Annotated in this window: 20 protein-coding genes and 1 tRNA gene; 10 read left to right on the forward strand and 11 right to left on the reverse strand. The window is 70.3% G+C overall.

The window, feature by feature from the left end; genetic code table 11:
* Positions 1-185 precede the first annotated feature (185 nt).
* The 3 genes from ACFE64_RS05125 to modA all read right to left on the reverse strand — a co-directional run bounded on the left by ACFE64_RS05125 (position 186) and on the right by modA (position 2,311).
* Complete coding sequence (locus ACFE64_RS05125) at positions 186-788, reverse strand: ATP-binding cassette domain-containing protein (protein ID WP_375391381.1); 603 nt, start codon at positions 786-788, stop codon at positions 186-188.
* Positions 778-1,464 carry a molybdate ABC transporter permease subunit gene (gene modB, locus ACFE64_RS05130; RefSeq protein ID WP_375391401.1) on the reverse strand — a complete coding sequence of 229 codons (687 nt, stop codon included), beginning with the start codon at positions 1,462-1,464 and terminating at the stop codon, positions 778-780. The genes ACFE64_RS05125 and modB overlap by 11 nt, the downstream gene beginning before the upstream one ends.
* Before the next feature lie 103 nt (positions 1,465-1,567).
* Complete coding sequence (gene modA, locus ACFE64_RS05135) at positions 1,568-2,311, reverse strand: molybdate ABC transporter substrate-binding protein (RefSeq protein ID WP_375391382.1); 744 nt, start codon at positions 2,309-2,311, stop codon at positions 1,568-1,570.
* A gap of 49 nt (positions 2,312-2,360) precedes the next feature.
* Between modA and ACFE64_RS05140 the strand changes: the two genes are divergently transcribed.
* On the forward strand, positions 2,361-4,148 hold the full coding sequence (locus tag ACFE64_RS05140; protein ID WP_375391383.1) for a thiamine pyrophosphate-requiring protein: 1,788 nt from the start codon (positions 2,361-2,363) through the stop codon (positions 4,146-4,148).
* Between the two features lie 14 nt (positions 4,149-4,162).
* Here ACFE64_RS05140 and ACFE64_RS05145 read toward each other — a convergent pair whose 3' ends face one another.
* The 3 genes from ACFE64_RS05145 to lepA form a co-directional block, all read right to left on the reverse strand.
* Complete coding sequence (locus ACFE64_RS05145; RefSeq protein WP_375391384.1) at positions 4,163-5,503, reverse strand: DUF3443 family protein; 1,341 nt, start codon at positions 5,501-5,503, stop codon at positions 4,163-4,165.
* Entirely contained in the window at positions 5,500-5,973 is a 474-nt protein-coding gene (locus ACFE64_RS05150; protein ID WP_375391385.1) for a DUF2844 domain-containing protein, read from the reverse strand. Before ACFE64_RS05150 ends, ACFE64_RS05145 begins: the two co-directional genes overlap by 4 nt.
* 153 nt (positions 5,974-6,126) lie before the next feature.
* A complete protein-coding gene (gene lepA / locus ACFE64_RS05155) occupies positions 6,127-7,938 on the reverse strand; it encodes a translation elongation factor 4 (RefSeq protein WP_375391386.1) in 1,812 nt (603 codons plus the stop codon).
* Between the two features lie 118 nt (positions 7,939-8,056).
* Between lepA and ACFE64_RS05160 the strand changes: the two genes are divergently transcribed.
* On the forward strand, positions 8,057-9,004 hold the full coding sequence (locus ACFE64_RS05160) for a CsgG/HfaB family protein (protein ID WP_375391387.1): 948 nt from the start codon (positions 8,057-8,059) through the stop codon (positions 9,002-9,004).
* Between the two features lie 5 nt (positions 9,005-9,009).
* On the opposite strand, the gene ACFE64_RS05165 is transcribed toward ACFE64_RS05160, so the two are convergent.
* Positions 9,010-9,528, reverse strand: a complete 519-nt coding sequence (locus ACFE64_RS05165) for an AAA family ATPase (protein ID WP_375391388.1) — start codon at positions 9,526-9,528, stop codon at positions 9,010-9,012.
* A complete protein-coding gene (gene pnuC / locus ACFE64_RS05170; RefSeq protein ID WP_375391389.1) occupies positions 9,525-10,100 on the reverse strand; it encodes a nicotinamide riboside transporter PnuC in 576 nt (191 codons plus the stop codon). The genes ACFE64_RS05165 and pnuC overlap by 4 nt, the downstream gene beginning before the upstream one ends.
* Before the next feature lie 70 nt (positions 10,101-10,170).
* On the opposite strand from pnuC, the gene ACFE64_RS05175 reads away from it, so the two are divergent.
* Entirely contained in the window at positions 10,171-11,463 is a 1,293-nt protein-coding gene (locus ACFE64_RS05175) for an FAD-dependent oxidoreductase (RefSeq protein WP_375391390.1), read from the forward strand.
* A 95-nt stretch (positions 11,464-11,558) separates the two neighbouring features.
* Here ACFE64_RS05175 and ACFE64_RS05180 read toward each other — a convergent pair.
* Positions 11,559-11,635: transfer RNA gene (locus tag ACFE64_RS05180), tRNA-Pro, on the reverse strand.
* 186 nt (positions 11,636-11,821) lie between these two features.
* Here ACFE64_RS05180 and ACFE64_RS05185 point away from each other — a divergent pair.
* From ACFE64_RS05185 to trmFO, 4 genes are all read left to right on the forward strand, one after another.
* Positions 11,822-12,091 (forward strand): hypothetical protein, encoded by a 270-nt coding sequence (locus ACFE64_RS05185; protein ID WP_375391391.1) that lies wholly within the window; start codon positions 11,822-11,824, stop codon positions 12,089-12,091.
* 101 nt (positions 12,092-12,192) lie between these two features.
* Positions 12,193-15,012: a DNA gyrase subunit A gene (gene gyrA / locus ACFE64_RS05190; RefSeq protein ID WP_375391392.1), complete on the forward strand. Its 2,820-nt coding sequence runs from the start codon at positions 12,193-12,195 to the stop codon at positions 15,010-15,012.
* On the forward strand, positions 15,009-15,365 hold the full coding sequence (locus tag ACFE64_RS05195) for a DUF952 domain-containing protein (protein ID WP_375391393.1): 357 nt from the start codon (positions 15,009-15,011) through the stop codon (positions 15,363-15,365). Before gyrA ends, ACFE64_RS05195 begins: the two co-directional genes overlap by 4 nt.
* A 50-nt stretch (positions 15,366-15,415) precedes the next feature.
* A complete protein-coding gene (trmFO, locus tag ACFE64_RS05200) occupies positions 15,416-16,762 on the forward strand; it encodes a methylenetetrahydrofolate--tRNA-(uracil(54)-C(5))-methyltransferase (FADH(2)-oxidizing) TrmFO (protein WP_375391394.1) in 1,347 nt (448 codons plus the stop codon).
* A gap of 12 nt (positions 16,763-16,774) precedes the next feature.
* Here the strand turns inward: trmFO and ACFE64_RS05205 are convergent, their stop codons facing one another.
* Together ACFE64_RS05205 and ACFE64_RS05210 are read right to left on the reverse strand one after the other, a co-directional pair.
* A complete protein-coding gene (locus ACFE64_RS05205) occupies positions 16,775-17,257 on the reverse strand; it encodes a histidine kinase (protein ID WP_375391395.1) in 483 nt (160 codons plus the stop codon).
* 58 nt (positions 17,258-17,315) lie between these two features.
* On the reverse strand, positions 17,316-17,972 hold the full coding sequence (locus tag ACFE64_RS05210; protein WP_375391396.1) for a squalene/phytoene synthase family protein: 657 nt from the start codon (positions 17,970-17,972) through the stop codon (positions 17,316-17,318).
* 99 nt (positions 17,973-18,071) lie between these two features.
* On the opposite strand from ACFE64_RS05210, the gene ACFE64_RS05215 reads away from it, so the two are divergent.
* From ACFE64_RS05215 to ACFE64_RS05225, 3 genes are read left to right on the forward strand one after another with little or no spacing between them, the layout of a single operon-like run.
* On the forward strand, positions 18,072-20,102 hold the full coding sequence (locus tag ACFE64_RS05215) for a pilus assembly protein TadG-related protein (protein ID WP_375391397.1): 2,031 nt from the start codon (positions 18,072-18,074) through the stop codon (positions 20,100-20,102).
* Positions 20,099-20,713, forward strand: coding sequence for a TadE/TadG family type IV pilus assembly protein (locus ACFE64_RS05220; RefSeq protein ID WP_375391398.1), 615 nt, complete (start codon positions 20,099-20,101; stop codon positions 20,711-20,713). The genes ACFE64_RS05215 and ACFE64_RS05220 overlap by 4 nt, the downstream gene beginning before the upstream one ends.
* Positions 20,704-21,456 carry a TadE/TadG family type IV pilus assembly protein gene (locus tag ACFE64_RS05225; protein ID WP_375391399.1) on the forward strand — a complete coding sequence of 251 codons (753 nt, stop codon included), beginning with the start codon at positions 20,704-20,706 and terminating at the stop codon, positions 21,454-21,456. The genes ACFE64_RS05220 and ACFE64_RS05225 overlap by 10 nt, the downstream gene beginning before the upstream one ends.
* The last annotated feature ends 149 nt before the right edge of the window (positions 21,457-21,605 follow it).

Below are 21,605 nucleotides of genomic sequence, written 5' to 3' on the forward strand. Positions count from 1 at the left end.
GAACGGCCATGCGGCGGCTCTGGTATCTGGTGCACATGGTGGTGAGGCTCACCCATGATTGCGCTGCTGAAGCGCACTTGCGGATCCTTGAACGTAGCCCTCTCGGGTCTAGCTTCGTTCGTCGTCGCCATCGGGTTCCTGACCGTCGAGGCGTCGGCGCTCGTCTTTTGACGCAGGCGGGCCGGTCACCCCATCCGCACCACCGCCCCGCCCAGCCGCGCCGCGTCGCGCTCGTCGTGCGTGACCATCAGCACCGGCAGCCCCGTCGCCGCGAGCCGCTCCACCAGCCGCAGCCCGTCCTCCTGCCGCGCCGGGTCGAGCGAGGACAGCGGCTCGTCGAGCAGCAGGAACGCCGGATCGCTCAGCAGCGCGCGGCCGATCGCGACGCGCCGCGCTTCGCCGCCGGACAGGGTGCGCGGCCAGCGATCGAGCAGGGGCGTGATGTCGAGCATGGCAGCGGTCTCCGTCAACCGAGCGTCGCTCATCGCGCCGTAGAGGATATTGTCGCGCACCCGCAGGTGCGGGAACAGCCGCGTGTCCTGGAAGACGTATCCGGCCCGCCGCCGCTCGACGGGCGCATCCACGCCCGCCGCCGCGTCGAACAGCGTCGCCCCGCCGACCCGCACATGCCCGCGCTCCGGCCGCACCAGCCCGGCGATCATGTGCAGCACGCTGGTCTTGCCGACACCCGACGGCCCCAGCAGCACCGTCACCCCCGGCCCGGTCGCGAAGCGCGCGGCGATGGTCGCCTCGCCGCGCCGGCCCTCGACAGCGACGTCAAAGGACATGGACGCCCCGCCCGCTGCGCCGCGCCAGCAGCTCGGACCCGAGCAGCGCCACCAGGCTGAGCGCCACCGACACCGCGGCCAGCCGCCACACCGTCGCCTCGCCGCCCGGCCGCTGGAGCGCCGCGTAGATGGCGAGCGGCAGCGTCTCCGTCTCGCCCGGCACGTCGGACACGAAGGTGATCGTCGCGCCGAACTCGCCGATCGCGCGCGCGAAGCCCAGCACCGCGCCCGCCCACACGCCCGGCAGGCTGAGCGGCAGCGTGATCGTGCGGAACACGCGGCCGCGCCCCGCGCCGAGCGTGCGCGCCGCCTCCTCCAGCCGCCGGTCGACCGCCTCGATCGACAGCCGCATCGCCCGCACCGCCAGCGGCAGCGCCATCACCGCCGCCGCGATTGCCGCGCCGGTCCAGCGGAACAGGACGGTCACGCCCAGCCCCGCGAGCACCCGCCCCAGCGGCCCCGCCGGCGCGAACAGCAGCAGCAGCACCCAGCCCGTCACCACCGGCGGCACCACCAGCGGCAGGTGGACGACGCCGTCGAGCAGCAGCCGCCCGGGAAAGCGGCGGCGCGCCAGCAGCCAGGCGAGCGCGAAGGCGATCGGCACGACCAGCAGCGTCGCCACCCCGCCGACGAGCAGCGTCAGGCGGACGATCTCCCATTCGGCGGCGGTCAGCAGGAGCGCATCGCCACCCCGGCCTTGCGCCGGGATCCCGCTTCTGTTGCCGTCCGCCCAAGGCAGCGGGAACCCGGCGCAAGGCCGGGGTGACGCGGGGCGCAGATCACGGCTGCGTGAACCCATGGCGGAGCAAGACCGCCCGTCCCCGCGCCGACAGCAGGAAGCGCCGGAAGCTCTCCGCGTCCGGGTTCGCCGATGCCTTCAGCCGCGCCACCGGATAGCGGATCGGCGGGTGGCTGGCCGCCGGGAACACGCCGGCGATCCGCACCGCCGGCTCGGCGCGCGCGTCCGTCGCATAGACGATCCCGAACGGCGCCGCGCCGCGCGCGACCAGCGCCAGCGCGGCGCGCACGTCCGCCGCCTTGACGACGTGCGGCGCCACCGCCCCCCACGCGCCGAGCGCGGTCAGCGCCGCGCGGCCATATTTTCCCGCCGGTACCGCATCCGGGTCCGCCATCGCCACCGGGCCGCCCGCCAGCGTCCGTCCGAGGCTGGCCCGCGTCACCCGCCCGCGCCAGCCCGCCGGCGCCACGACTACCAGCCGATTGCCGCACAGGTCCGCGCGCGTGCCCGGCACCAGCAGCCCCGCCTTGGCGAGCGCATCCATCCAGTCCTCGTCGGCGCTCGCGAACAGGTCGGCCGGCGCGCCGGCCAGCGCCTGACGCGCCAGCGCCGAGCTCGCGGCGAAGGAGAGCACGGGCCGCGCGTGGCCCGCCGCCGCCCAGGCGTCCGCCTCGGCTGTCATTGCCTCCTGCAGGCTCGCCGCGGCCAGCACCAGCGGCCCGTGCCGCGCCGCCGCGGTCGCCGGAAAGGACAGGAGGGCGAGCAGGAACAGCAGCCGGCGCATCGGCCCACTTAGCCGGGAACGGCCGCCGCCGCCAAACGCTTGGCCGGGCATGAGCAAGCTGACCAGCGACTTCTTCGTCGAGCGCCTCAAGACCTGGGGCGTCACCCGCATCTTCGGCTATTCGGGCGACGGCATCAACGGCGTGCTCGGCGCGCTCCAGCGGGCGGAACAGGCCGGTGAAGGGATCGAGTTCGTCCAGGTCCGGCACGAGGAGATGGCCGCCTTCATGGCCGTCGCGCACGCCAAGTTCACCGGCGAGATCGGCGTCTGCCTGTCGACCGGCGGCCCCGGCGCCACCCACCTCGTCACCGGCCTCTACGACGCCAAGCTGGACCATCAACCCGTGCTCGCCATCGCCGGCCAGGCGGAGTCGACGGTGCGCGGCGCGAGCTATCAGCAGGAGCTGAACCTCGATCGCCTGTTCGCCGATGTCGCGGCCTATGTTCAGGAAGCCACCGCGCCAGCCCAGGTCCGCCACCTGACGGACCGCGCGTTGCGCATCGCCATCGCCGGCAACGTGCCCACCGCGATCGTACTGCCCAAGGACGTGCAGGACGAGGCATATGAGGAGCCCAAGGTCCAGCACGGCTTCACCCGCTCCGGCCCGGGCTATAGCCGCCCGTCGGTGATCCCGAAGCAGGACGACCTGCGCCGCGCCGCCGAGGTCCTCAATGCCGGCCAGAAGGTGGCGGTCCTGATCGGCGCCGGCGCGCTGGGGGCCGCGGCCGAGGTGACCGAGGTCGCCGACCGGCTCGGCGCGGGGATCGCCAAGGCGCTGCTCGGCAAGGACGCGCTGCCTGACGACCAGCCCGGCGTCACCGGCGCGATCGGGCTGCTCGGCACCAAGCCCTCGTCCGACCTGATGGTCGGCTGCGACACGCTGCTGATGGTCGGCACCGGCTTTCCCTGGGCGGAGTTCCTGCCGCCCGACGGACAGGCCCGCGCGGTGCAGATCGACATCGATCCCGCGATGCTCGGGCTGCGCTATCCGGTCGAGGTCAATTTGCACGGGGATGCGGCCGAGACGCTGCAGGCGCTGCTCCCCCTGCTCCGCCGCCAGGACGATCGGGCCTGGCGCGAGGGGATCGAGCGCGGCGTCGCGGCCTGGTGGCAGACGCTGGAGGAGCGCGCCATGGCCGCCGCGAACCCGGTCAACCCGCAGCGCGTCGTCTGGGAGATGTCGCCGCGCCTGCCCGCCGATGCGATCGTCACCAGCGACTCGGGCTCGTGCGCCAACTGGTATGCGCGCGACTATCGCCTGCGCGCCGGGCAGCGCGCCAGCCTGTCGGGCGGCCTCGCGTCGATGGGGGCGGCCGTGCCTTATGCCATCGCCGCCAAGTTCGCCCACCCCCGCCGTCCGGTGGTGGCGCTGGTCGGCGACGGCGCGATGCAGATGAACAACCTCGCCGAGCTCATCACCGTCCAGAAATACTGGCGCGGCTGGGCCGATCCGCGCTTCGTCGTCTGCGTGTTCAACAACGGCGACCTGAACGAGGTTACGTGGGAACAGCGCGTCACGGAGGGCAACCCGCGCTTCCCGACGACGCAGGACATCCCGGACGTGCCCTATGCGAAGTTCGCCGAGCTGATCGGGCTCGGCGGCATCTTCGTCGACGACCCGGACCAGCTCGGCGCCGCCTGGGAGCGTGCGCTCGCCGCGGACCGGCCGACGCTGATCGAGGTGCGCACCGATCCGGAAGTCGCGCCCTTCCCACCCCACCTCACGTTTGAGCAGATGAAGAACTTCACCTCGGCCATGGTGAAGGGCGACCGGCGGACCGCTCATCTGCTGCTGGAGACCGCGCGCCAGCTGGCGAAGGAGGTGCTGCCCGGCTGAACCGCTCGCGGCCGTCAGAAGGCGAAATACGGCCCCTGCACCCCGCCCGCGCTGCGGCCCTCGATGGCGGTGTAGACGGTGCGGCCGAAGAAGAACGGGACGCCGAAATCGAAGCTGTTGGCAAAGGGCAAGGGCGGCGTGATCAGCGTCGGATTGAGCCCCAGCCCGGGCGCGACGACCGCGTCGGCCGCCACGCCGAACGGACTGTAGAGCGTGAACGCGCCGCTCGCCGTCACGCCGTTGGTCGCCGTCAGCACCGGCGTCAGCGGCAGCGGACTGGCGGGGCAGTAGAAGGCGATGAAGTCGGCGTCCGTGCACGGCGGCAGCGTGGTATCGATGAAATAATAGTCGTCGCTGCCGCTATCGAGGAAGCTCTGCGTCAGCTGCTTGCCGTTATAGGTGACGGTCAGCACGCCCGGCCCCCGGCGGCTGCTCGAATCTGTCACGGGCAGCACGTTGGCGGCGGTGAGGGCGTTGTCCGCCTGGGTGCCGATGCCGAAGGTGACGGTGCCGGTCAGGCCGGGAAGGCCCGCGCGCGGCACGGACGGCAGCGTCAGGATCACGCCGTTATTGTCGGTCGGAAAGGCGGCGACGGGATTGGGCAGCTGCTCGAACGGCGCCACGGCGCTGGCGGCGCGGCCGATGATCGACGCGCAGCCGCTCGTCGGGCAATCATAATAGATCGCCGCCGCCTGGCCGCCGCTGACCGTGCAGATCGCCCCGCAATCGGTGGTGGTCGTGCCGACGCCGATGATCGCGTTGGCGCCGAAATCCTGCACCGTCGTGATCGCCGCGCCGCCGCCCGCCGAGCAGCTGGCCGGGACGGCCGCGAACAGGCCGGTGTCGCCGATGGTCTGAAACGGCATGTTCGCCACCTTCTCGCCGGCGATCGAGAAATCGGCCTTGCGCACCGATCCGAAGGCGTAGGAGTTCACATATTGGTAGCACTCGCCGACCGCGTTGCCGCCGGCGTCGGTCTCCGCCGGCAGCGCCGCGAGCAGCGCCGCCCGCAGCACCGGCTGGATGATCCGCAGGCCGACCGAGCCCGTGTCCAGGATGACATGGTCGATCGTCTGGCAATTGGTCGTAGATCCCGGCGCGCAGATCGTGACGGTGACATAGGGTTCGTTGAATGCCGAATAGGCGCCGCTGCCGACGTTGAGCGCGGCGGGACCGGCGTCCAGCGTCACGGTCGTGGTATTGGCGACGGTGGTCGGCGTCGGCGTCGGGCTCGGCGTCGGGGTCGGCACGACGGTCGGCGTTGACGCGGTGGTCGCGGGGCTCGACGCGTCGCCACCGCACGCCGCCAGCGTCAGCGCCGCGGCCAGCGTGGCGATCCAGCGGAAGCGGCTCATTCGCCGATCGCCAGGCTGGCGGCGGAGAAGTCCGCGGGGGCGAGCGACGGGACCAGCGCCGCGCCATGGAACCAGCCCATATGCCCCTCCTGCCTGATCTGCAGGTCGGCGCGCGCGACCTGCACCGGCCGGCGGAAACCGTGCATCGCCCGGCCGATCCCGCCGGTCGGCTGCATCGCGGCGAAATACGGGCCGAGCAGGCTGCGCAGATCGGGCTTGCCCGGCCCTGCCCAGGTCACCGCGAACACCCTCCCCTGCGCGTTGGTCAGCTCATGCACGACGCCGCCGTTCGCGCGCGTCAGGATGTGGCGGGTGAACGCACCCTCCGCCTGTCGCGACACCCGCGCGGCCATCCGGCCCCGGTCCGCTTCGATGGTGGCCATCGGCCCGCCGAGTTCCGCGCGGGCAGCGACGGGCGCGAGGATCAGACCGAGGGCGAGAGAAAGGCCGGACGGGGCGATGGGCGGCATCGGGCAACACCTTGCGCTACGAACACGATCGCCGGCGCCCCCTTGCCGCGACCGCCCGCCACGCTATCGGCCGCCGCCCGCCTGTCAAGCTCCCCGAGGGGCCCGCGAACGACAGCGAAGGTAAATAATCCAGCAAGTTGCGGCGACGTCGCGTTAGCCTTCGTCGCCCATCCGCAGCGCCGCGATGAACGCCTCCTGCGGGATCTGGACGTTGCCATATTCCCGCATCCGCTTCTTGCCCTCCTTCTGCTTGTCGAGCAGCTTCTTCTTGCGGCTGATGTCGCCGCCATAGCATTTGGCGGTCACGTCCTTGCGCATCGCCGCGATCGTCTCGCGCGCGATCACCTTGCCGCCGATCGCCGCCTGGATCGGGATCTTGAACAGGTGACGCGGAATCAGATCCTTCAGCCGCTCGCACATCCCTCTGCCCCGGCTCTCGGCGGTGCCGCGATGGACGATCATGCCGAGCGCATCGACCGGCTCGTTGTTGACCAGCACGCTCATCTTGACGAGGTCGCCCTCGCGATAGCCGATCTGGTGATAGTCGAAGCTCGCATAGCCGCGGCTGATGCTCTTCAGCCGATCGTAGAAGTCGAACACCACCTCGTTGAGCGGCAGCTCATAGGTCGCCTGCGCCCGCCCGCCGACATAGGTCAGGTTCTTCTGGATGCCGCGCCGGTCCTGGCAGAGCTTCAGGATCGAGCCGAGATACTCGTCGGGGACGTAGATCGTCGCCTCGATCCATGGCTCGGCGATGCTCGCGATGCGGCTCGGGTCGGGCATGTCGGCGGGATTGTGCAGCTCGAGATGGCCCGCGCCGTGCGTCAGCTCGATCTCGTAGACGACGCTGGGCGCGGTGGTGATGAGGTCGAGATCATATTCGCGCGTCAGCCGCTCCTGGATGATCTCCAGGTGGAGCAGGCCGAGGAACCCGCAGCGATAGCCGAAGCCGAGCGCGGCCGAGGTCTCCATCTCGAACGAGAAGGAGGCGTCGTTCAGGCGCAGCCTGCTGATCGATTCGCGCAGCTTCTCGAAATCGTTGGCGTCGACCGGAAACAGCCCGCAGAAGACGACGGGCTGCACCTCCTTGAACCCCGGCAGGGCCTGGGCCGTGGGCCGCCTGGCGTCGGTCAGCGTGTCGCCGACGCGGGCCTGCGCCACGTCCTTGATCTGCGCGGTGATGAAGCCGATCTCGCCCGGGCCGAGCTCGTCGAGCTGCTCGATCTTGGGCCGGAAGCAGCCGACGCGGTCGACCAGATGCGTCGTCCCCGCCTGCATGAACTTGATCTGCTGGCCCTTGCGCATCGCGCCGTCGATCACGCGGACCAGGATGACCACGCCCAGATACGGGTCGTACCAGCTGTCGACCAGCATCGCCTTCAGCGGTGCGGCCGCGTCGCCCCTGGGAGGCGGGATCTTGCGGACGATCGCCTCCAGGATGTCGGCGATGCCGATGCCGGCCTTGGCGCTGGCGAGCACCGCTTCGGATGCGTCGAGCCCGATCACGTCCTCGATTTCCTTGCGCACCTTTTCGGGCTCGGCGGCAGGCAGGTCGATCTTGTTGATGACGGGCACGATCTCGTGGTCGTGCTCGATCGACTGGTAGACGTTGGCGAGCGTCTGCGCCTCCACCCCCTGCGCGGCGTCCACCACCAGCAGCGCGCCCTCGCACGCCGCCAGGCTGCGGCTCACCTCATAGGCGAAGTCGACATGGCCCGGCGTGTCCATCAGGTTCAGCTCATAGGCCTTGCCGTCGCGCGCGGTGTAGGCGAGCCGCACGGTCTGCGCCTTGATGGTGATGCCCCGCTCGCGCTCGATGTCCATGTTGTCGAGCACCTGCTCGCTCATCTCGCGGTCGGTCAGGCCGCCGGTGGCCTGGATCAGCCGGTCGGCGAGCGTCGACTTGCCATGATCGATATGGGCGATGATCGAGAAGTTGCGGATGCGGTCGAGGGCGGCGGACATGTCCCCCGCGCGCCTAGCCCAGCCACCGGGCCGGTGCTAGACCACGACGGACTCGGGGGTCGCGCCCTGCCGCCAAGCCCAAAGGGCGGCGGCACGTCGAACAAGGGGGGGAAATGCCATGAACCGTTTCGTCACGTCCGCGGCGCTCGCCGCGATCGTCGCCGCACCCGCGGGCGCGCAGCGCCTCGCCAAGCCCTCGTCCGGGCAGCGCCTGCAGGAGGCGACCGCCAACGACGTACCGCGCTGCCCGCGCAAGCTCGGCACCGTCTCGATCGAGGACGGCGACGATCCCAACAGCTGGACGCAGGCCAGCCTCGCGCCGCCGTCCAAGCTGCTCAAGGTGCTGGTCGCGCGGTCGGGCTGTTTCAATCTCGTCGATCGCGGCACCGGCCTCAACGCCGCCAGCCGCGAGCGCGAGATCGGCGGCTCGCTCGGGCTGCAGCGCCGCTCCAACGTCGGCCTCGGCCAGATCAAGGCCGCCGACTACGTCCTCGTTGCCGAGATCCAGGGCGCCAACGCCAGCGTCAGCGGCGGCGGTGGCGCCGCGGCGGTGGGCGGCCTCATCAATCATCGCCTGGGTGGCCTGCTCGGCGGCATCAGCAGCAAGAAGATGGAGGCGAACACCATCCTCTCGATCACCAACGTCCGCACGACGGAGACGATCGCCACGGAGGACGGCTACGCGGCCAAGAACAACCTGTCGATCGCGGGCGGCGGCTTCTTCGCGGTCGCGGGCGGAGTCGGCGGCGGCTACGACAACACCGATCTCGGCCGGATCGTTACCCTGTCCTTCATCCAGGCCTATGCCAAGCTGGTCAACGACCTGGGCGGGATCACGCCCGGCGACGCCGGCACGGCACAGGCGGCACCGAGCAAGACCTTCACCGCGCAGGGACCCGTCGCGATGCGGGCGACGGCGATGGCCTCTGGAAGGCTGGTCCGCACCTTGCCGCCGGGCGCGACGGTCTATCCCACCGGCAAGAAGGAAGGGATGTGGTGGGAAGTGGCGGACGAGAACGACAATGTCGGCTGGGTGCTCAACTCCCGCCTCGCCCCGACGCAGTAGAATGCTCAGCGCGACGCCGACTCGATCGCGGCCAGGGCATTGAGGAAGCGTCGCGATCCCTCGCCGCGCACGATCGCCCAGCGCACGCCGCGCCGCTCCAGTTCGCGCTTCGACAGCTCGAAGAAGCGCTGCCGCTCCGCCTCCGTCCCGAACATCCGCGTGCCGTCCTCCTCCCAGGGCAGGTCGATGTCGAACAGGAGGTAGAGGTCGGCGTAGTTGTCCCATCGGTGGAACCAGGGATCGCGCCGGCCGAACAGCATGTCCGCCCACACCGCGCTCATCAGCGGATCGGTATCCAGGATCACCGGATGCGGCCCGCTCGCCACCGCCGCCCGCGTCTTGGCGTCATGGGCGTGGGCGATCATGATCAGGTCGGCCATTCTTAGGTCGGTGCCGAACTGCTCGCAATAGGTGCGCCCGAATTCGGCGATGCAGCGGGTGTGGAAATGCTGGGCGAGGCGCGGCGCCATCGTGGATTTGCCGGTGCTCTCCGGGCCATGGAGGCAGATCGAGCGCGGGATCACAGCGCGGCCGGCCCGGCGTCGCGCAGCGCGCGGCGCCAGCCGATCAGGCCGGCGACGGAGAGCGCGAGGTAAAGGACGTAGAGCGCGGCGAACATGACGAGGCCCTTGGCGAGGTAGAGCGGGATCAGCGCCGCGTCCACCGCCACCCACAGCCACCAGTTCTCCACCTTGCGCTCGGCCATCAGTACCTGCGCGACCATGCTCACGACGGCGGTGCCTGCATCCCACCACGGATAGGCGGCGTCGGTCCAGCGGCTCATCGTTCCGCCCCATAGCGCCGTCGCGACGACCGCCGCCCCGCCCCAGCGCATCCATTCCACCTTCGTCATGCGCCTGACCAGCACCTGGCCGGCCGCCGCGCGCGAGCGCCGCCAGTTGACCCAGCCATAGAGGTTGGCGACGACGAAGAAGCCCTGCAACGCCGCGTCGCTGTACAGCCGCTGCCGCCACACCACCCAGCCGAACAGGCTGACCGAGCCGATCGCGGTCGGGAACGTCCAGACGCTGCGCCGCGCGCCCAGCGCCACGCACAGCACACCCAGCGCGGTGGCGATCCATTCGACGGGCGACATCGCGACGCCGTGTAGCCGCGCTTGCCCGGCGCCGCCAAGCGGCTAGGCTGCCCCGCATGGGAGAGCAGGGATGCGCCACGTCGCGGTGATCGGGTCGGGCCCGGCGGGCTATTACACCGCGGAGGCGTGCCAGAAGCTGTTCGGCGAGGCCGTGCGCGTCGACATCGTCGATCGCCTGCCCGTCCCGTACGGCCTGATCCGCACCGGCGTCGCGCCGGACCACCAGTCGATCAAGGCGGTGGCGCGCCGCTACGAGGCGACGGCGCTGAGCGAGAATGTCCGGTTCGTCGGCAACGTGACGGTCGGGACGGACGTGACCATCCCCGAGCTGCTCGCGCTCTACGACGCCGTGGTGCTGGCCACCGGCGCGCCCGCCGACCGGCCGCTGAGCGTGCCGGGCGACGACCTGCCCGGCGTGATCGGCTCGGCGGCATTCGTCGGCTGGTATAACGGCCACCCCGATTTCGCCGCGCTCACGCCGCCGCTGCACGGGCCGGCGGTGGTGGTGGGCGCGGGCAACGTCGCGCTCGACGTGGCGCGCATCCTGGCCAAGACGGGGCAGGAGTTCGCCGGCTCCGACATCGTCGGCCATGCGCTCGACCATCTCGGACGCGGCGCGCACGAACGGGTGACGATCCTGGCGCGGCGCGGCCCGCACGAGATCGCGATGACGCCGAAGGAGCTGGGCGAGCTGGCCCACCTCGTCCGCGCCGCGCCCGAGGTCGATCCCGCCGACCTGCCCCCGCACGCAGCCGACGCCGCGCTGGAGCCCGGCCTGCGCAAATCGGTCGCCCACCTGCGCGCCTTCGCCGCCGCGACGGCGGACAAGCCGATCAGGCTCGCCTTCGACTTCTACGCCATGCCGATCACGATCGAGGGAGACGGCCGCGTCGAGCGCGTCGTGGTCGAGCGCACCGCGCTCGATGCCGCCGGTCAGGCCCACCGCACGGGCGAGACCTACACCATCCCCGCCGGCCTCGTCGTCAGCTGCATCGGCTACCGCACCCCGCCGATCGAGGGGGTGCCCTATGACGCGACGCTTGGCCGGTTCGCCAACGTGGAGGGGCGGATCGCGCCGGGGCTCTACGCCGTCGGCTGGGCGCGCCGCGGCCCGACCGGCACGATCGGCACCAATCGCCCGGACGGCTTCCTCCTCGCCGACCACATCGCCGCCGACACGCGGGGCGACAGCGGCAGGGAGGGCCGCCCCGGCCTCGACCGGCTCCTGGCGCTGCGCGGCGTCGACGTGGTCACCTTCCGCGACTGGCGGCGGATCGAGGAGGCGGAGGTGGCGGCGGCGCGGGCCGGGGCACCGCGGGAGAAGTTCACCAGCATCGACGCTATGCTGGCCGCACGGGGGTGACGCGGGTGCCGCCTACATCGTCATGCCGAACTTGTTTCCAGCATTCACCGCCGGCTTAGCCTGACAGCTCCGCTGCCGTCGTGCCGGCAGCCAAATGGTCGGGGAAAGAGGATTCGAACCTCCGGCCCCTGCCTCCCGAAGGCAGTGCTCTACCAGGCTGAGCTATTCCCCGACCTTGGGATTGCCGCCCCTGGTCGTCGCGGCGGCAAGGCTGGCGGCTCTAACGGCATCGCTGGCGACGTTCAACCCCGCGCCGTGCGTGACAGGCTTGTCATCCGATCGTCACGTCGACGTCAGCCCGCGGCGGCGAAGCTTCGCCAAGGCCGCCGTTCAGGCGAGCCCGTTCAGGAGGATGCTCATGACACTCGCCACCCTCGCCCTCGCCGCCGCCGCGCTTGTCGCCGGCCCCGCACTTGCCCAGACGCAGCCGGCCGCGACGACCAACACGTCGACCAGGACCGTGGCCAAGCCCGCCGCCGGCAAGACCACGACGACGACGAAGACCGCCACCACCAAGCCGATGGGCGCCAACATGGCGCAGCACACCACCAAGACGGGCAAGACGATCACCTACGACTGCTCCAAGAAGGGCAACGCCAACAAGACCGCCTGCAAGAACAGGAAATGACGCGCCGCCGCCCTCGCGCGCGCCTGTGCGCGGGGGTGGCCATCGCGGGTGGGGTAGGCTAGTCGCACGGGCTTCACGCAACAGCCCGAGAGCCCACCGCATTGGCCGACGCGACGACGCTCGCCGAACCCTCCGACATCGCCGCCATCTCGATCGTCGACGAGATGCGGTCGAGCTATCTCGACTACGCCATGTCCGTCATCGTCGCGCGCGCGCTGCCCGACGTGCGCGACGGGCTGAAGCCGGTGCACCGCCGCATCCTCTACTCGGCGCAGGAGAGCGGGTTCGTCGCCGGCCGCCCTTATCGCAAGTCCGCCCGCCTGGTCGGCGACGTGATGGGCAAATACCACCCGCACGGCGACAGCTCGATCTACGACGCACTCGCGCGGATGGCGCAGGACTGGTCGATGCGGCTGCCGCTGATCGACGGCCAGGGCAATTTCGGCTCGATGGACCCGGATGCGCCGGCGGCGATGCGCTACACCGAGGCGCGGCTCGCCCGCGCGGCCGGCGCGCTGCTGGCGGACCTCGACAAGGACACGGTCGACTTCCAGCCCAATTACGACACGTCGGAGCGCGAGCCGCAGGTGCTGCCGGCGCGCTTCCCCAACCTGCTCGTCAACGGCGCCGGCGGCATCGCGGTCGGCATGGCGACCAACATCCCGCCGCACAATCTGGGCGAGGTGATCGACGCCTGCCTGGCCTATCTCGACAATGGCGCGATCACCCCCGAAGAGCTGATGCAGATCGTGCCGGGGCCGGACTTCCCGACCGGCGCGATCGTGCTCGGCCGCGCCGGCACGCGCGCCGCCTACCAGACCGGCCGCGGTTCGATCATCGTCCGCTCGCGCCACATCGTCGAGGAGGGTCGCGGCGCGAGGAATGGCGAGGGGCGCCGCTCGATCGTGCTGACCGAGATCCCCTATCAGCAGGGCAAGATCGCGCTCGTCGAGAAGATCGCGGAGGCGGTCAAGGACAAGCGGGTAGAGGGCGTCGCCGAGATGCGCGACGAATCGAACCGCGAGGGCGTGCGCATCGTCATGGACCTCAAGCGCGACGCGACGGTGGAGGTGGTGCTCAACCAGCTGTGGCGGCATACGCCCGCACAGGGCTCCTTCCCCGCCAACATGCTCGCGATCCGCGGCGGCCGGCCCGAGCTGCTCAACCTGCGCGACATCATCCAGGCGTTCGTGCAGTTCCGCGAGCAGGTCATCACGCGCCGCGCCAAGTTCGAGCTCGCCCGCGCCCGCGAGCGCGCCCACATCCTGCTCGGGCTCGTCATCGCCGTCACCAATCTGGACGAGGTGGTGCGCATCATCCGCGGCGCCGCCTCCCCGGCGGCGGCGCGCGAAAGGCTGATGGCGCGCGAATGGCCGATCGAAGAGATCCGGCCCTATATCGCGCTGGTCGAGGCGATCGAGCCGCAGGCCGACGCCGTCGTCTATCGCCTCTCCGACACGCAGACCCGCGCGATCCTGGAGCTGCGCCTCAACCGTCTCACCGCGCTCGGCCGCGAGGAGATCGGCGACGAGCTGAAGAAGCTGGCGGATTCGATCGCCGAGCTGCTCCGCATCCTGGTCGACCGCGCCCGCCTGTACGAGGTGCTGCGCGAGGAGCTGGTCGCCGTGCGCGCCGAGTTCGCGACGCCGCGCCGCACCGAGATCGCCGCCGCCGCGGACGGGATCGAGGACGAGGACCTGATCGAGCGCGAGGATATGGTCGTGACCGTCACGGTCGGCGGCTACATCAAGCGCACCCCGCTCGACGCCTTCCGTGCTCAGCGCCGCGGCGGCAAGGGCCGCGCCGGGATGACGACCAAGGACGAGGATGCGATCACCTCCTTGTTCGTCACCTCCACGCATACGCCCGTCCTGTTCTTCTCGACGGCCGGCAAGGCCTATCGCCTCAAGGTCTGGCGGCTGCCCGAGGGTGGCCCGGCGACGCGCGGGCGGCCGATGGTCAACCTGCTGCCGCTGGAGTCCGGCGAGACCATCTCCACCGTCCTGCCCCTGCCGGAGGACGAGACCGAGTGGGGCAAGCTCCACGTCATGTTCGCCACCGCGCGCGGGCTGGTGCGGCGCAACGCGATGGATGCGTTCACCAACATCCCCCGCGCCGGCAAGATCGCGATGCGGTTCGCCACGGATGAGGGCGAGGAAGAAGCGGGCGATCGGCTGATCGGCGTGTCGCTGATGGCGGAAGGGGACGACGTCCTGCTCGCCACCCGCGAAGGTCGTGCGATCCGCTTCGCCGCCACCGCCGTGCGCGAGTTCCAGAGCCGCACCTCGGCGGGCGTGCGCGGAGCGCGGCTGAATGACGGCGACGAGGTCATCTCGCTGTCGGTCCTCAAGGGGTTCGAGGCCTCGCCGGAGGAGCGGGAGGATTATCTGCGCCACGCGCCGTGGCGGGAGCGCAGCGCCGACGCGACGCCACCGCCGCCGCGCGTCATGGCGGACGACCGGTTCGAGCAGTTCCGCGCGGCGGAGGAGTTCATCCTGACGGTATGCGCCAACGGCTACGGCAAGCGTTCCTCGGCCTATGAATATCGCCGCACCGGCCGCGGCGGCCAGGGGATCACCAACATCTCCAACCTAGATCGCAACGGCCCGGTGGTGGCGAGCTTCCCCGCGCATAGCGGCGAGCAGCTCATGCTGGTCACCGATCAGGCCAAGCTGATCCGCCTGTCGGTGGGCGACACGCGCGTGATCGGGCGCGGCTCGGCCGGCGTGCGGCTGTTCCACGTCGCGGACGACGAGCATGTCGTCTCCGCCGCGCGCATCGACGAGGAGCAGGAAGCGGAAAACGCCGCCGGGGTCACGATCGCCGAAGCCACGCCGCCGGCCGACGCGCTGACCGTCGACGACGGCACCGGCCCGCAGACCATGGACGAGCAGGTCGACGAAGAGGGCGACGAGGCATGAGCACCAGCCCGAAGATCCTCGCCGCCTTCAAGATACTCACCGCCGCCGAGCTGGCCGAGCTGGAGGGCGGCAGCTTCGCCGGCTCGACGGACGACCGGCGCGACGGCTTCATCCATCTCTCGACCGCCGCGCAATTGACCGCGACGGTGGACAGGCACTTCGCCGGCCGGGACGGATTGCAGGTCGCCGAGGTGGATCTCGAAGCTCTGGGCGACGCGATCCGCTGGGAACCGTCGCGCGGCGGCGAGGATTTCCCGCACCTCTACGGCCCGCTGCCGCTGGACGCGGTCGTCGCCTATTCGCCGCTGGAGCGCGACGAGGACGGCGACGTGAAGCTGCCCGTCGCCGGCTGAGCCGAAACGCCGACTGCGATACTCGGCGCGCAGGAGAGGACCGGACCATTTTGACCCTTGAGCGCCACGACATCCACGTCATCGGCGGCGGCCTCGCCGGCTCGGAGGCTGCCTGGCAGCTCGCCGAGGCCGGCTGGCGCGTGCGCCTCTCCGAGATGCGCGGCGCCGGCGAGACCACGCCCGCGCATCAGACCGAGAGTCTTGCCGAGCTCGTCTGCTCCAACAGCTTCCGCTCCGACGACGCGAACAGCAACGCCGTCGGCCTGCTCCACCAGGAGATGCGCGCGCTCGGCTCGCTGATCCTGCGCGAAGGCGATCGCGCCCGCGTCCCCGCCGGCTCGGCGCTCGCGGTCGATCGCGACGGCTTCGCCGCCGGCGTCACGGAGAGGCTCGCCGCGCATCCCAATATCGTCATCGTGCGCGAACGGATCGACGCGCTGCCCGAAGGCCCGGCGATCATCGCCACCGGCCCGCTCACCGCGCCCGCGCTCGCCGAGGCGATCGGCGCGGAGACCGGGCGCGACTCGCTCGCCTTCTTCGACGCCATCGCCCCCATCGTCCATCACGAATCGATCGACATGACGGTGGCATGGCGTGCCGCGCGCTGGGGCAAGGGCGGCGACGATTACATCAACTGTCCGATGACGAAGGAGCAGTATGTCGCCTTCCACGCCGCGCTGCTCGCGGGCGAGAAGACGGAGTATCGCGAATGGGAGAACGTCCCCTATTTCGAGGGCTGCATGCCGGTCGAGGTGATGGCCGAGCGCGGCGTCGAGACGCTGCGGTTCGGGCCGATGAAGGGCGTCGGGCTCGACGACCCGAAGACCGGGCGCTGGCCTTATGCCTGCGTCCAGCTCCGCCAGGACAACGCCAGCGGCACGCTCTGGAACATGGTCGGCTTCCAGACCAAGCTGAAGCACGCCGAACAGGTGCGCGTGTTCCGCACCATCCCCGGGCTGGAGCAGGCGGAGTTCGCCCGGCTCGGTGGACTGCACCGCAACACCTTCCTGCGCTCGCCCGAGCTGCTCGACCCTGAACTTAGATTGAAGACAAGGCCGAGTGTCCGCTTCGCCGGTCAGATCACGGGCTGCGAGGGCTATGTCGAGAGCGCCGCGATCGGACTGCTCGCCGGCCGGTTCGCCGCCGCCGAGCTGGCCGGACGCCCGCTCGCGCCGCCGCCACCCGAGACCGCGCTCGGCGCGCTGCTCGGGCACCTCACCGGCGCGGCGGTCGCGGCGACCTATCAGCCGATGAACGTCAATTTCGGCCTGTTCCCACCGATCGAGGGCCGCACGAAGAAGGCCGATCGCAAGCAGCTCTACACCGATCGCGCCCGCGCCGGCCTCGCGGCTTGGATGGCGCGGGAGGCCGAGACGACGCACGCGGCGGTCGCCTGAGCGGGGCCGGCGTCAACCCTCCTGATCGTCGTCCTTGCCGGCCGGCTGCGCCTGCGCCGGTGGGCACTTCGCTTTCGCCTTGCGCTTGACCGCCGTGGTCGCGAACTCCGTCGCCGTCAGCGTGCCCGACTTGTCGGCGTCGGCGCCCGCAAACTTGCCGATCGCCTTGGCCGACCATTCCTCGAACGAGAGCCGCCCGTCGCCGTTGATGTCCAGCTTGGCGAACGCCTTGTGCCGGGCGACGAGATACTCGTCGCGCGTGATCTTGCCGTCCCGGTCCTTGTCGTAGCGCCCGAACCGGCGCTCCTCGCGCGTCTTGGCGGAGGCGGCGGGCACGTCGTCGGGCAGCGCCTGCGCCGCGTCCGGTGCGGCGCCGCCCGCTCCGATCGCGGCCGCGGGCAGCAATGCCCGCGGCGTCGCATGGCCGCTGAACAGCACCACCCCCGCGCCCGCCAGCGCCAACGCCGCCGCCGCGCCCACCAGATACCGCCACATCGCCCCGCGCTCCCTTGGTTTAGACGGAGGGTAACGCCCCTTCCCGCGCGCGCAACCGTCAGCGCCCGGTCAGCCGATGCATCAGCAATCGCCCGACCCGCCCCGGAGCCGCCGCGCGGCCGCCGGCCAGATCGGACCTCGCGAGCAGCCCCAGCGCGCCCAGTGCGCGCAGCTCCCCGGCCCAAGGGCGCCCGAAGCTCTCCGCCAGCCGCGTCCGCGCCAGTCGGCTCGCCGTCGCGCGTGTCTCGCCCTCCCGCCAATGCGCCGCCAGATCGGCCAGCGCCCAGCCTTCGCCCAATCCCGCCACGCGCGGATCATCGCCGCCCAGCACCGCGGCCGCCGCCGTGAACAGCCGCCCGCCGCGCTCGCGCCCGAACGTCGCCAGCGCGTGCTCATCCAGCCGCTCGCCGTCCAGCAACGCCTCCCATCCCGCCACCATCCCGGCGAGCGCCGCCCCGCTCGCCCCGGCCGGCAGCACGTGGGCGGCGAGCGCGGTCAGCACCGGCTCGGCCGGCGGCGGGGCACTGTCCAGCCGCTCCAGCGCCTCGAACCACCAGGTCAGCCGCAGCTGTCCCACCATGACGTCGGTCGTGGTCCGCACGATCGCGCCCAGCCGCGCGTCGAGCGCGAACAGCGCCGCCAGTCCGGCGCGCGCCGCTGCCGGCGCATAGTGCAGCGCCAGGTCGCGCTCGGGATCGCCAGTGGTTTCCGCCATCTTAACCATGTCGCTTGAACCGTCCTTATCCTCGTCGGGGGCAGCGATGCAGACTGCAACGGTTTCGCGTGGGCGGATCATTTGGGGCGGCTGCGTACCATGGGTTCAGACTTTCCTTCCACCTGGCTCGGCCGGCTCGCGCGCGATCGGCGTGGCAACACGATCGCCATCATGGCGGCGATGATGGTGCCGATGGCGGCGTTGGCCGGCTCGGCGATCGACGTGTCGCGGCTGTATCTGGTCAAGGCGCGCCTGCAGCAGGCCTGCGACGCCGGCGTGCTCGCCGGCCGCAAGTTCATGACCGGCACCGGCACGACCCTGGACCCGACCGCGACGACCCAGGCCAACGCCTTCTTCACCAATAATTTCGCGACCGGTTGGCTCAGCACGTCGAACACGGCCTTCACGCCGGCCAAGACCAGCGACAGCCAGGTTTCCGGCACCGCGGTGACGACCGTGCCGATGACGATCATGAAGATGTTCGGCGCGCAGCCGGTGCCGCTCAACGTCACCTGCCAAGCGCGCTTCGACGTCGCCGACACCGACGTGATCTTCGTGCTCGACACGACCGGCTCCATGTCGTGCCTGCCGCAGGACAGCGACGCGACCTGCACCAGCTATGTGAACTCGGCGGGGACGAGCTCCTACAGCCGTCCGAGCAGCAGCGACAGCCTGGCCGGGTACGCGGGCACCACGGCCTTTTCCGTTCCGGAGAAGTCGGGATCGCGCATCGAGGCGCTGCGCAAGGCGGTGCTGAGCTTCTACGACGCCTTTGCGAGCGCAGCCGATCCGTCGACGCACGTCCGTTATGGCTTTGTCACCTACACCTCGTCGGTGAACGCCGGCAAGGCGGTGATGGACGTGATTCCGAACGCGATGATGTCCGGCTCCTCCACGAGCGACATGCCGAACTATGAATCCAGGCACGTCTACGCCGACTACACGAGCACCTATAGCGATTCCGCCAACGGCAAGACGAATACGCAATGCACGGCTTTCGTCACCACGCGCACGCCATCGACCGCGCTGACCTATAACAGCTCCTCCGGAACGGCGACCGAGGTCTCCAACATCTGGAGCAACAGCAAGTGCTACACGCGCACCAAGACGCTGATGCCGCAGTGGGAATACAAGCAGCTGCCCTTCGACGTGACCGCCCTGGTCAACGGCAACACGGTCATCAATCCGACGAAGGTGCATGGGCAGACGATGCGGTGGCTGGGCTGTATCGAAACCCTGGTCGATACGCCCGGCCAGACCAGCTTCTCCGCCACCTCTCCGCCCAGCGAGATCGATCCCGACGTGACGCCGACCGGGTCCACGCGCTGGATTCCGCAGATGCAGGATCTGGTATATGAACGCAACGTCAGCGGCTACAACGGCGCGACGGACTATACCAACGGCGACGAGGGGTATTGGAACGGTTCCCGCTACGTGTCGCTGATGTACGGGTCGGACCCGTTCGCGACGGCGGTGGATGGCTCCGGCAACCGCGTCTCCTCCGACGCGGATTACCTCCAGAAGGCCGGCGCGATGGCCTGCGGCAAGCCGGTCAAGCGGCTCGGCGTGATGTCGCGGTCGGACGTCGTCAACTGGGTCTACGCGACCGACTTCGTGCCGATCGGCGGCACTTATCACGACACCGGCATGATCTGGGGCGCGCGCCTGCTGTCGCCGACCGGCCCTTGGGCCACCGACACCGCCGCCTGGGCCGGCCGCAATGCGCCCAACCGGGTCATCATCTTCCTCACCGACGGTGACATGGCGCCGAGCTCCAGCTCCTACAGCATGTACGGGGAGGAAGGATATGACCGACGCGTCAGCGGCACGACCTTCGGCACCGGCGATCCCAGCGGCGGCAAGAATCCGGACGGCACGTGCACCAACACGAGCGCCAACTGCTACAAATACATAGGGCTGCACAACAACCGCTTCCTGGCGGCGTGCGCCACCGCCAAGGCGCACAATATCGACATCTGGACGGTCTCCATCGACACCAGCGTGTCGGCGCCGCTGCAAGCCTGCGCCACCAACGCCTCGCAGGCGCTCAACACGACCGACGGCAGCGGCCTGGGCACGATCTTTGCGTCCATCGCGCAGAAACTCGCGATGCTGAGGCTCTCGCAATGATCGGGCGGCTTGGGCGCGACCGCCGTGGCGCGGCGCTGGTCGAGTTCGCCATCGTCGCGCCGGTCATGCTCCTGATGATCATGGGTCTGGGTGACATCCTCTACCAGGTCTACGCTCAGTCGATCCTGAGCGGTGAACTGCAAAAGGCCGCCCGCGACTCCGGCATTGAGGGCGGCGCCGCCAACGCCGCCACGTTCGATGCGAAGGTAGTCGCGCGGCTGACGCCGCTCATGCGCAACTTCAACAACGACTGCGGCACCGGGACGACCACCGGGGTGGTGTGGTGCTCGACGCGCAAGAGCTACGACACCTTCTCGGAGGTAAAGCCGGAACCGTTCGTCGACACCAACAACAACGGCATCCGCGATCCCGGCGAGTGCTTCACCGACGTCAACGGCAACGGGACGTGGGACGCCGATCCGGGTACCACGGGCCAGGGCGGCGCGAGCGCGGTCACGCTTTACACCATCCGGGTCACCTATCCGCGCCTGTTTCCGGTCGCAGGGCTGCTCGGCTGGTCAACCCGCCAGACCATCTCCGCGACCACCCTGCTCAAGAACCAGCCCTACGCCACCCAGAACGTCATCGGGAATCAGACGATATGTACCTGATCGGCTCGATCGGCCGCTGCGCCCGGCGGCTGCGACGCGACATCGGCGGCTTGGCGCTGCTGGAGTTCGCCTTCACGCTGCCGATCGTGCTGGGCCTGGGCGCCTATGGCACCGAGGTGGCGTGGCTCGCGTACATGAACCTGCGGGTCAGCCAGATCGCGCTGGCGCTGGCCGACAACGCCTCGCGCGTCGGCATCCAGGGCTCGCTGTCGATCCAGCAGTTGCGCGAAGTGGACGTCAACGACGTGCTTCAGGCGATCCGCATCCAGGGGCAGAGCATGCAGCTCACCACGCGCGGCCGGGTGACGCTGTCGAGCCTGGAGAACGTCCAGCGCAGCTACCCTGACGGGACGAGCGATGCCGCACCCGTGCAGCGCATCCACTGGCAGCGCTGCATCGGCCTCAAGAGCGGGTCCGCCTACGATTCCTATTACAAGGCCAATGTATCGGCGACCGACGGTAGCACGGCCAACTCGGCCGACAAGGGTTACGACCTGCCCGGCGGGATGACCGACGGAACGGGCGCGGCCGCGGTTACAGCGCCGAGCGGCTCGGCCCTGATGTTCGTGGAGATCAACTACCAGACCCAGCCGTTGTTCGGCTCGTTCTTCATGAGCCCCGCGCGCATCCACTACATCGCCTCGTTCATCGTCCGCGACCGCCGCGACTTCTCGCAGCTGTTCAATCCGACGCCTGCAGTGACGACGGCGAACAAGTCGACCTGCGACCTTTACGCGGCGTGAGCCGCGGCGAGCCGGGCCGCCGCTTGCCCACGCTTGCGCCCTCGGCAGCCGTCATCCTCAGCCCCGGTAGCACACCTGCTTCACCGCCGCGGCCACCTTGTCGGCGGTGATCAGCGCCTGCTTCTCCAGATTAGCGGCATAGGGCAGCG

It is taken from the genome of uncultured Sphingomonas sp. (genome assembly GCF_964250165.1).
Classification (GTDB): Bacteria; Pseudomonadota; Alphaproteobacteria; order Sphingomonadales; family Sphingomonadaceae; genus Sphingomonas.

Excerpts from the sequence above, each read along its gene's own strand:
- ACFE64_RS05185 (WP_375391391.1), top strand. The coding sequence starts at position 11,822 with ATGACACTCGCCACCCTCGCCCTCGCCGCCGCCGCGCTTGTCGCCGGC.
- ACFE64_RS05160 (WP_375391387.1), top strand. The coding sequence starts at position 8,057 with ATGAACCGTTTCGTCACGTCCGCGGCGCTCGCCGCGATCGTCGCCGCA.
- ACFE64_RS05205 (WP_375391395.1), bottom strand. The coding sequence starts at position 17,257 with ATGTGGCGGTATCTGGTGGGCGCGGCGGCGGCGTTGGCGCTGGCGGGC.
- ACFE64_RS05220 (WP_375391398.1), top strand. The coding sequence starts at position 20,099 with ATGATCGGGCGGCTTGGGCGCGACCGCCGTGGCGCGGCGCTGGTCGAG.
- ACFE64_RS05195 (WP_375391393.1), top strand. The coding sequence starts at position 15,009 with ATGAGCACCAGCCCGAAGATCCTCGCCGCCTTCAAGATACTCACCGCC.
- ACFE64_RS05125 (WP_375391381.1), bottom strand. The coding sequence starts at position 788 with ATGTCCTTTGACGTCGCTGTCGAGGGCCGGCGCGGCGAGGCGACCATC.
- pnuC (WP_375391389.1), bottom strand. The coding sequence starts at position 10,100 with ATGTCGCCCGTCGAATGGATCGCCACCGCGCTGGGTGTGCTGTGCGTG.
- ACFE64_RS05210 (WP_375391396.1), bottom strand. The coding sequence starts at position 17,972 with ATGGCGGAAACCACTGGCGATCCCGAGCGCGACCTGGCGCTGCACTAT.
- lepA (WP_375391386.1), bottom strand. The coding sequence starts at position 7,938 with ATGTCCGCCGCCCTCGACCGCATCCGCAACTTCTCGATCATCGCCCAT.
- ACFE64_RS05150 (WP_375391385.1), bottom strand. The coding sequence starts at position 5,973 with ATGCCGCCCATCGCCCCGTCCGGCCTTTCTCTCGCCCTCGGTCTGATC.
- ACFE64_RS05145 (WP_375391384.1), bottom strand. The coding sequence starts at position 5,503 with ATGAGCCGCTTCCGCTGGATCGCCACGCTGGCCGCGGCGCTGACGCTG.
- ACFE64_RS05215 (WP_375391397.1), top strand. The coding sequence starts at position 18,072 with ATGGGTTCAGACTTTCCTTCCACCTGGCTCGGCCGGCTCGCGCGCGAT.
- modA (WP_375391382.1), bottom strand. The coding sequence starts at position 2,311 with ATGCGCCGGCTGCTGTTCCTGCTCGCCCTCCTGTCCTTTCCGGCGACC.
- ACFE64_RS05225 (WP_375391399.1), top strand. The coding sequence starts at position 20,704 with ATGTACCTGATCGGCTCGATCGGCCGCTGCGCCCGGCGGCTGCGACGC.
- ACFE64_RS05175 (WP_375391390.1), top strand. The coding sequence starts at position 10,171 with ATGCGCCACGTCGCGGTGATCGGGTCGGGCCCGGCGGGCTATTACACC.
- ACFE64_RS05140 (WP_375391383.1), top strand. The coding sequence starts at position 2,361 with ATGAGCAAGCTGACCAGCGACTTCTTCGTCGAGCGCCTCAAGACCTGG.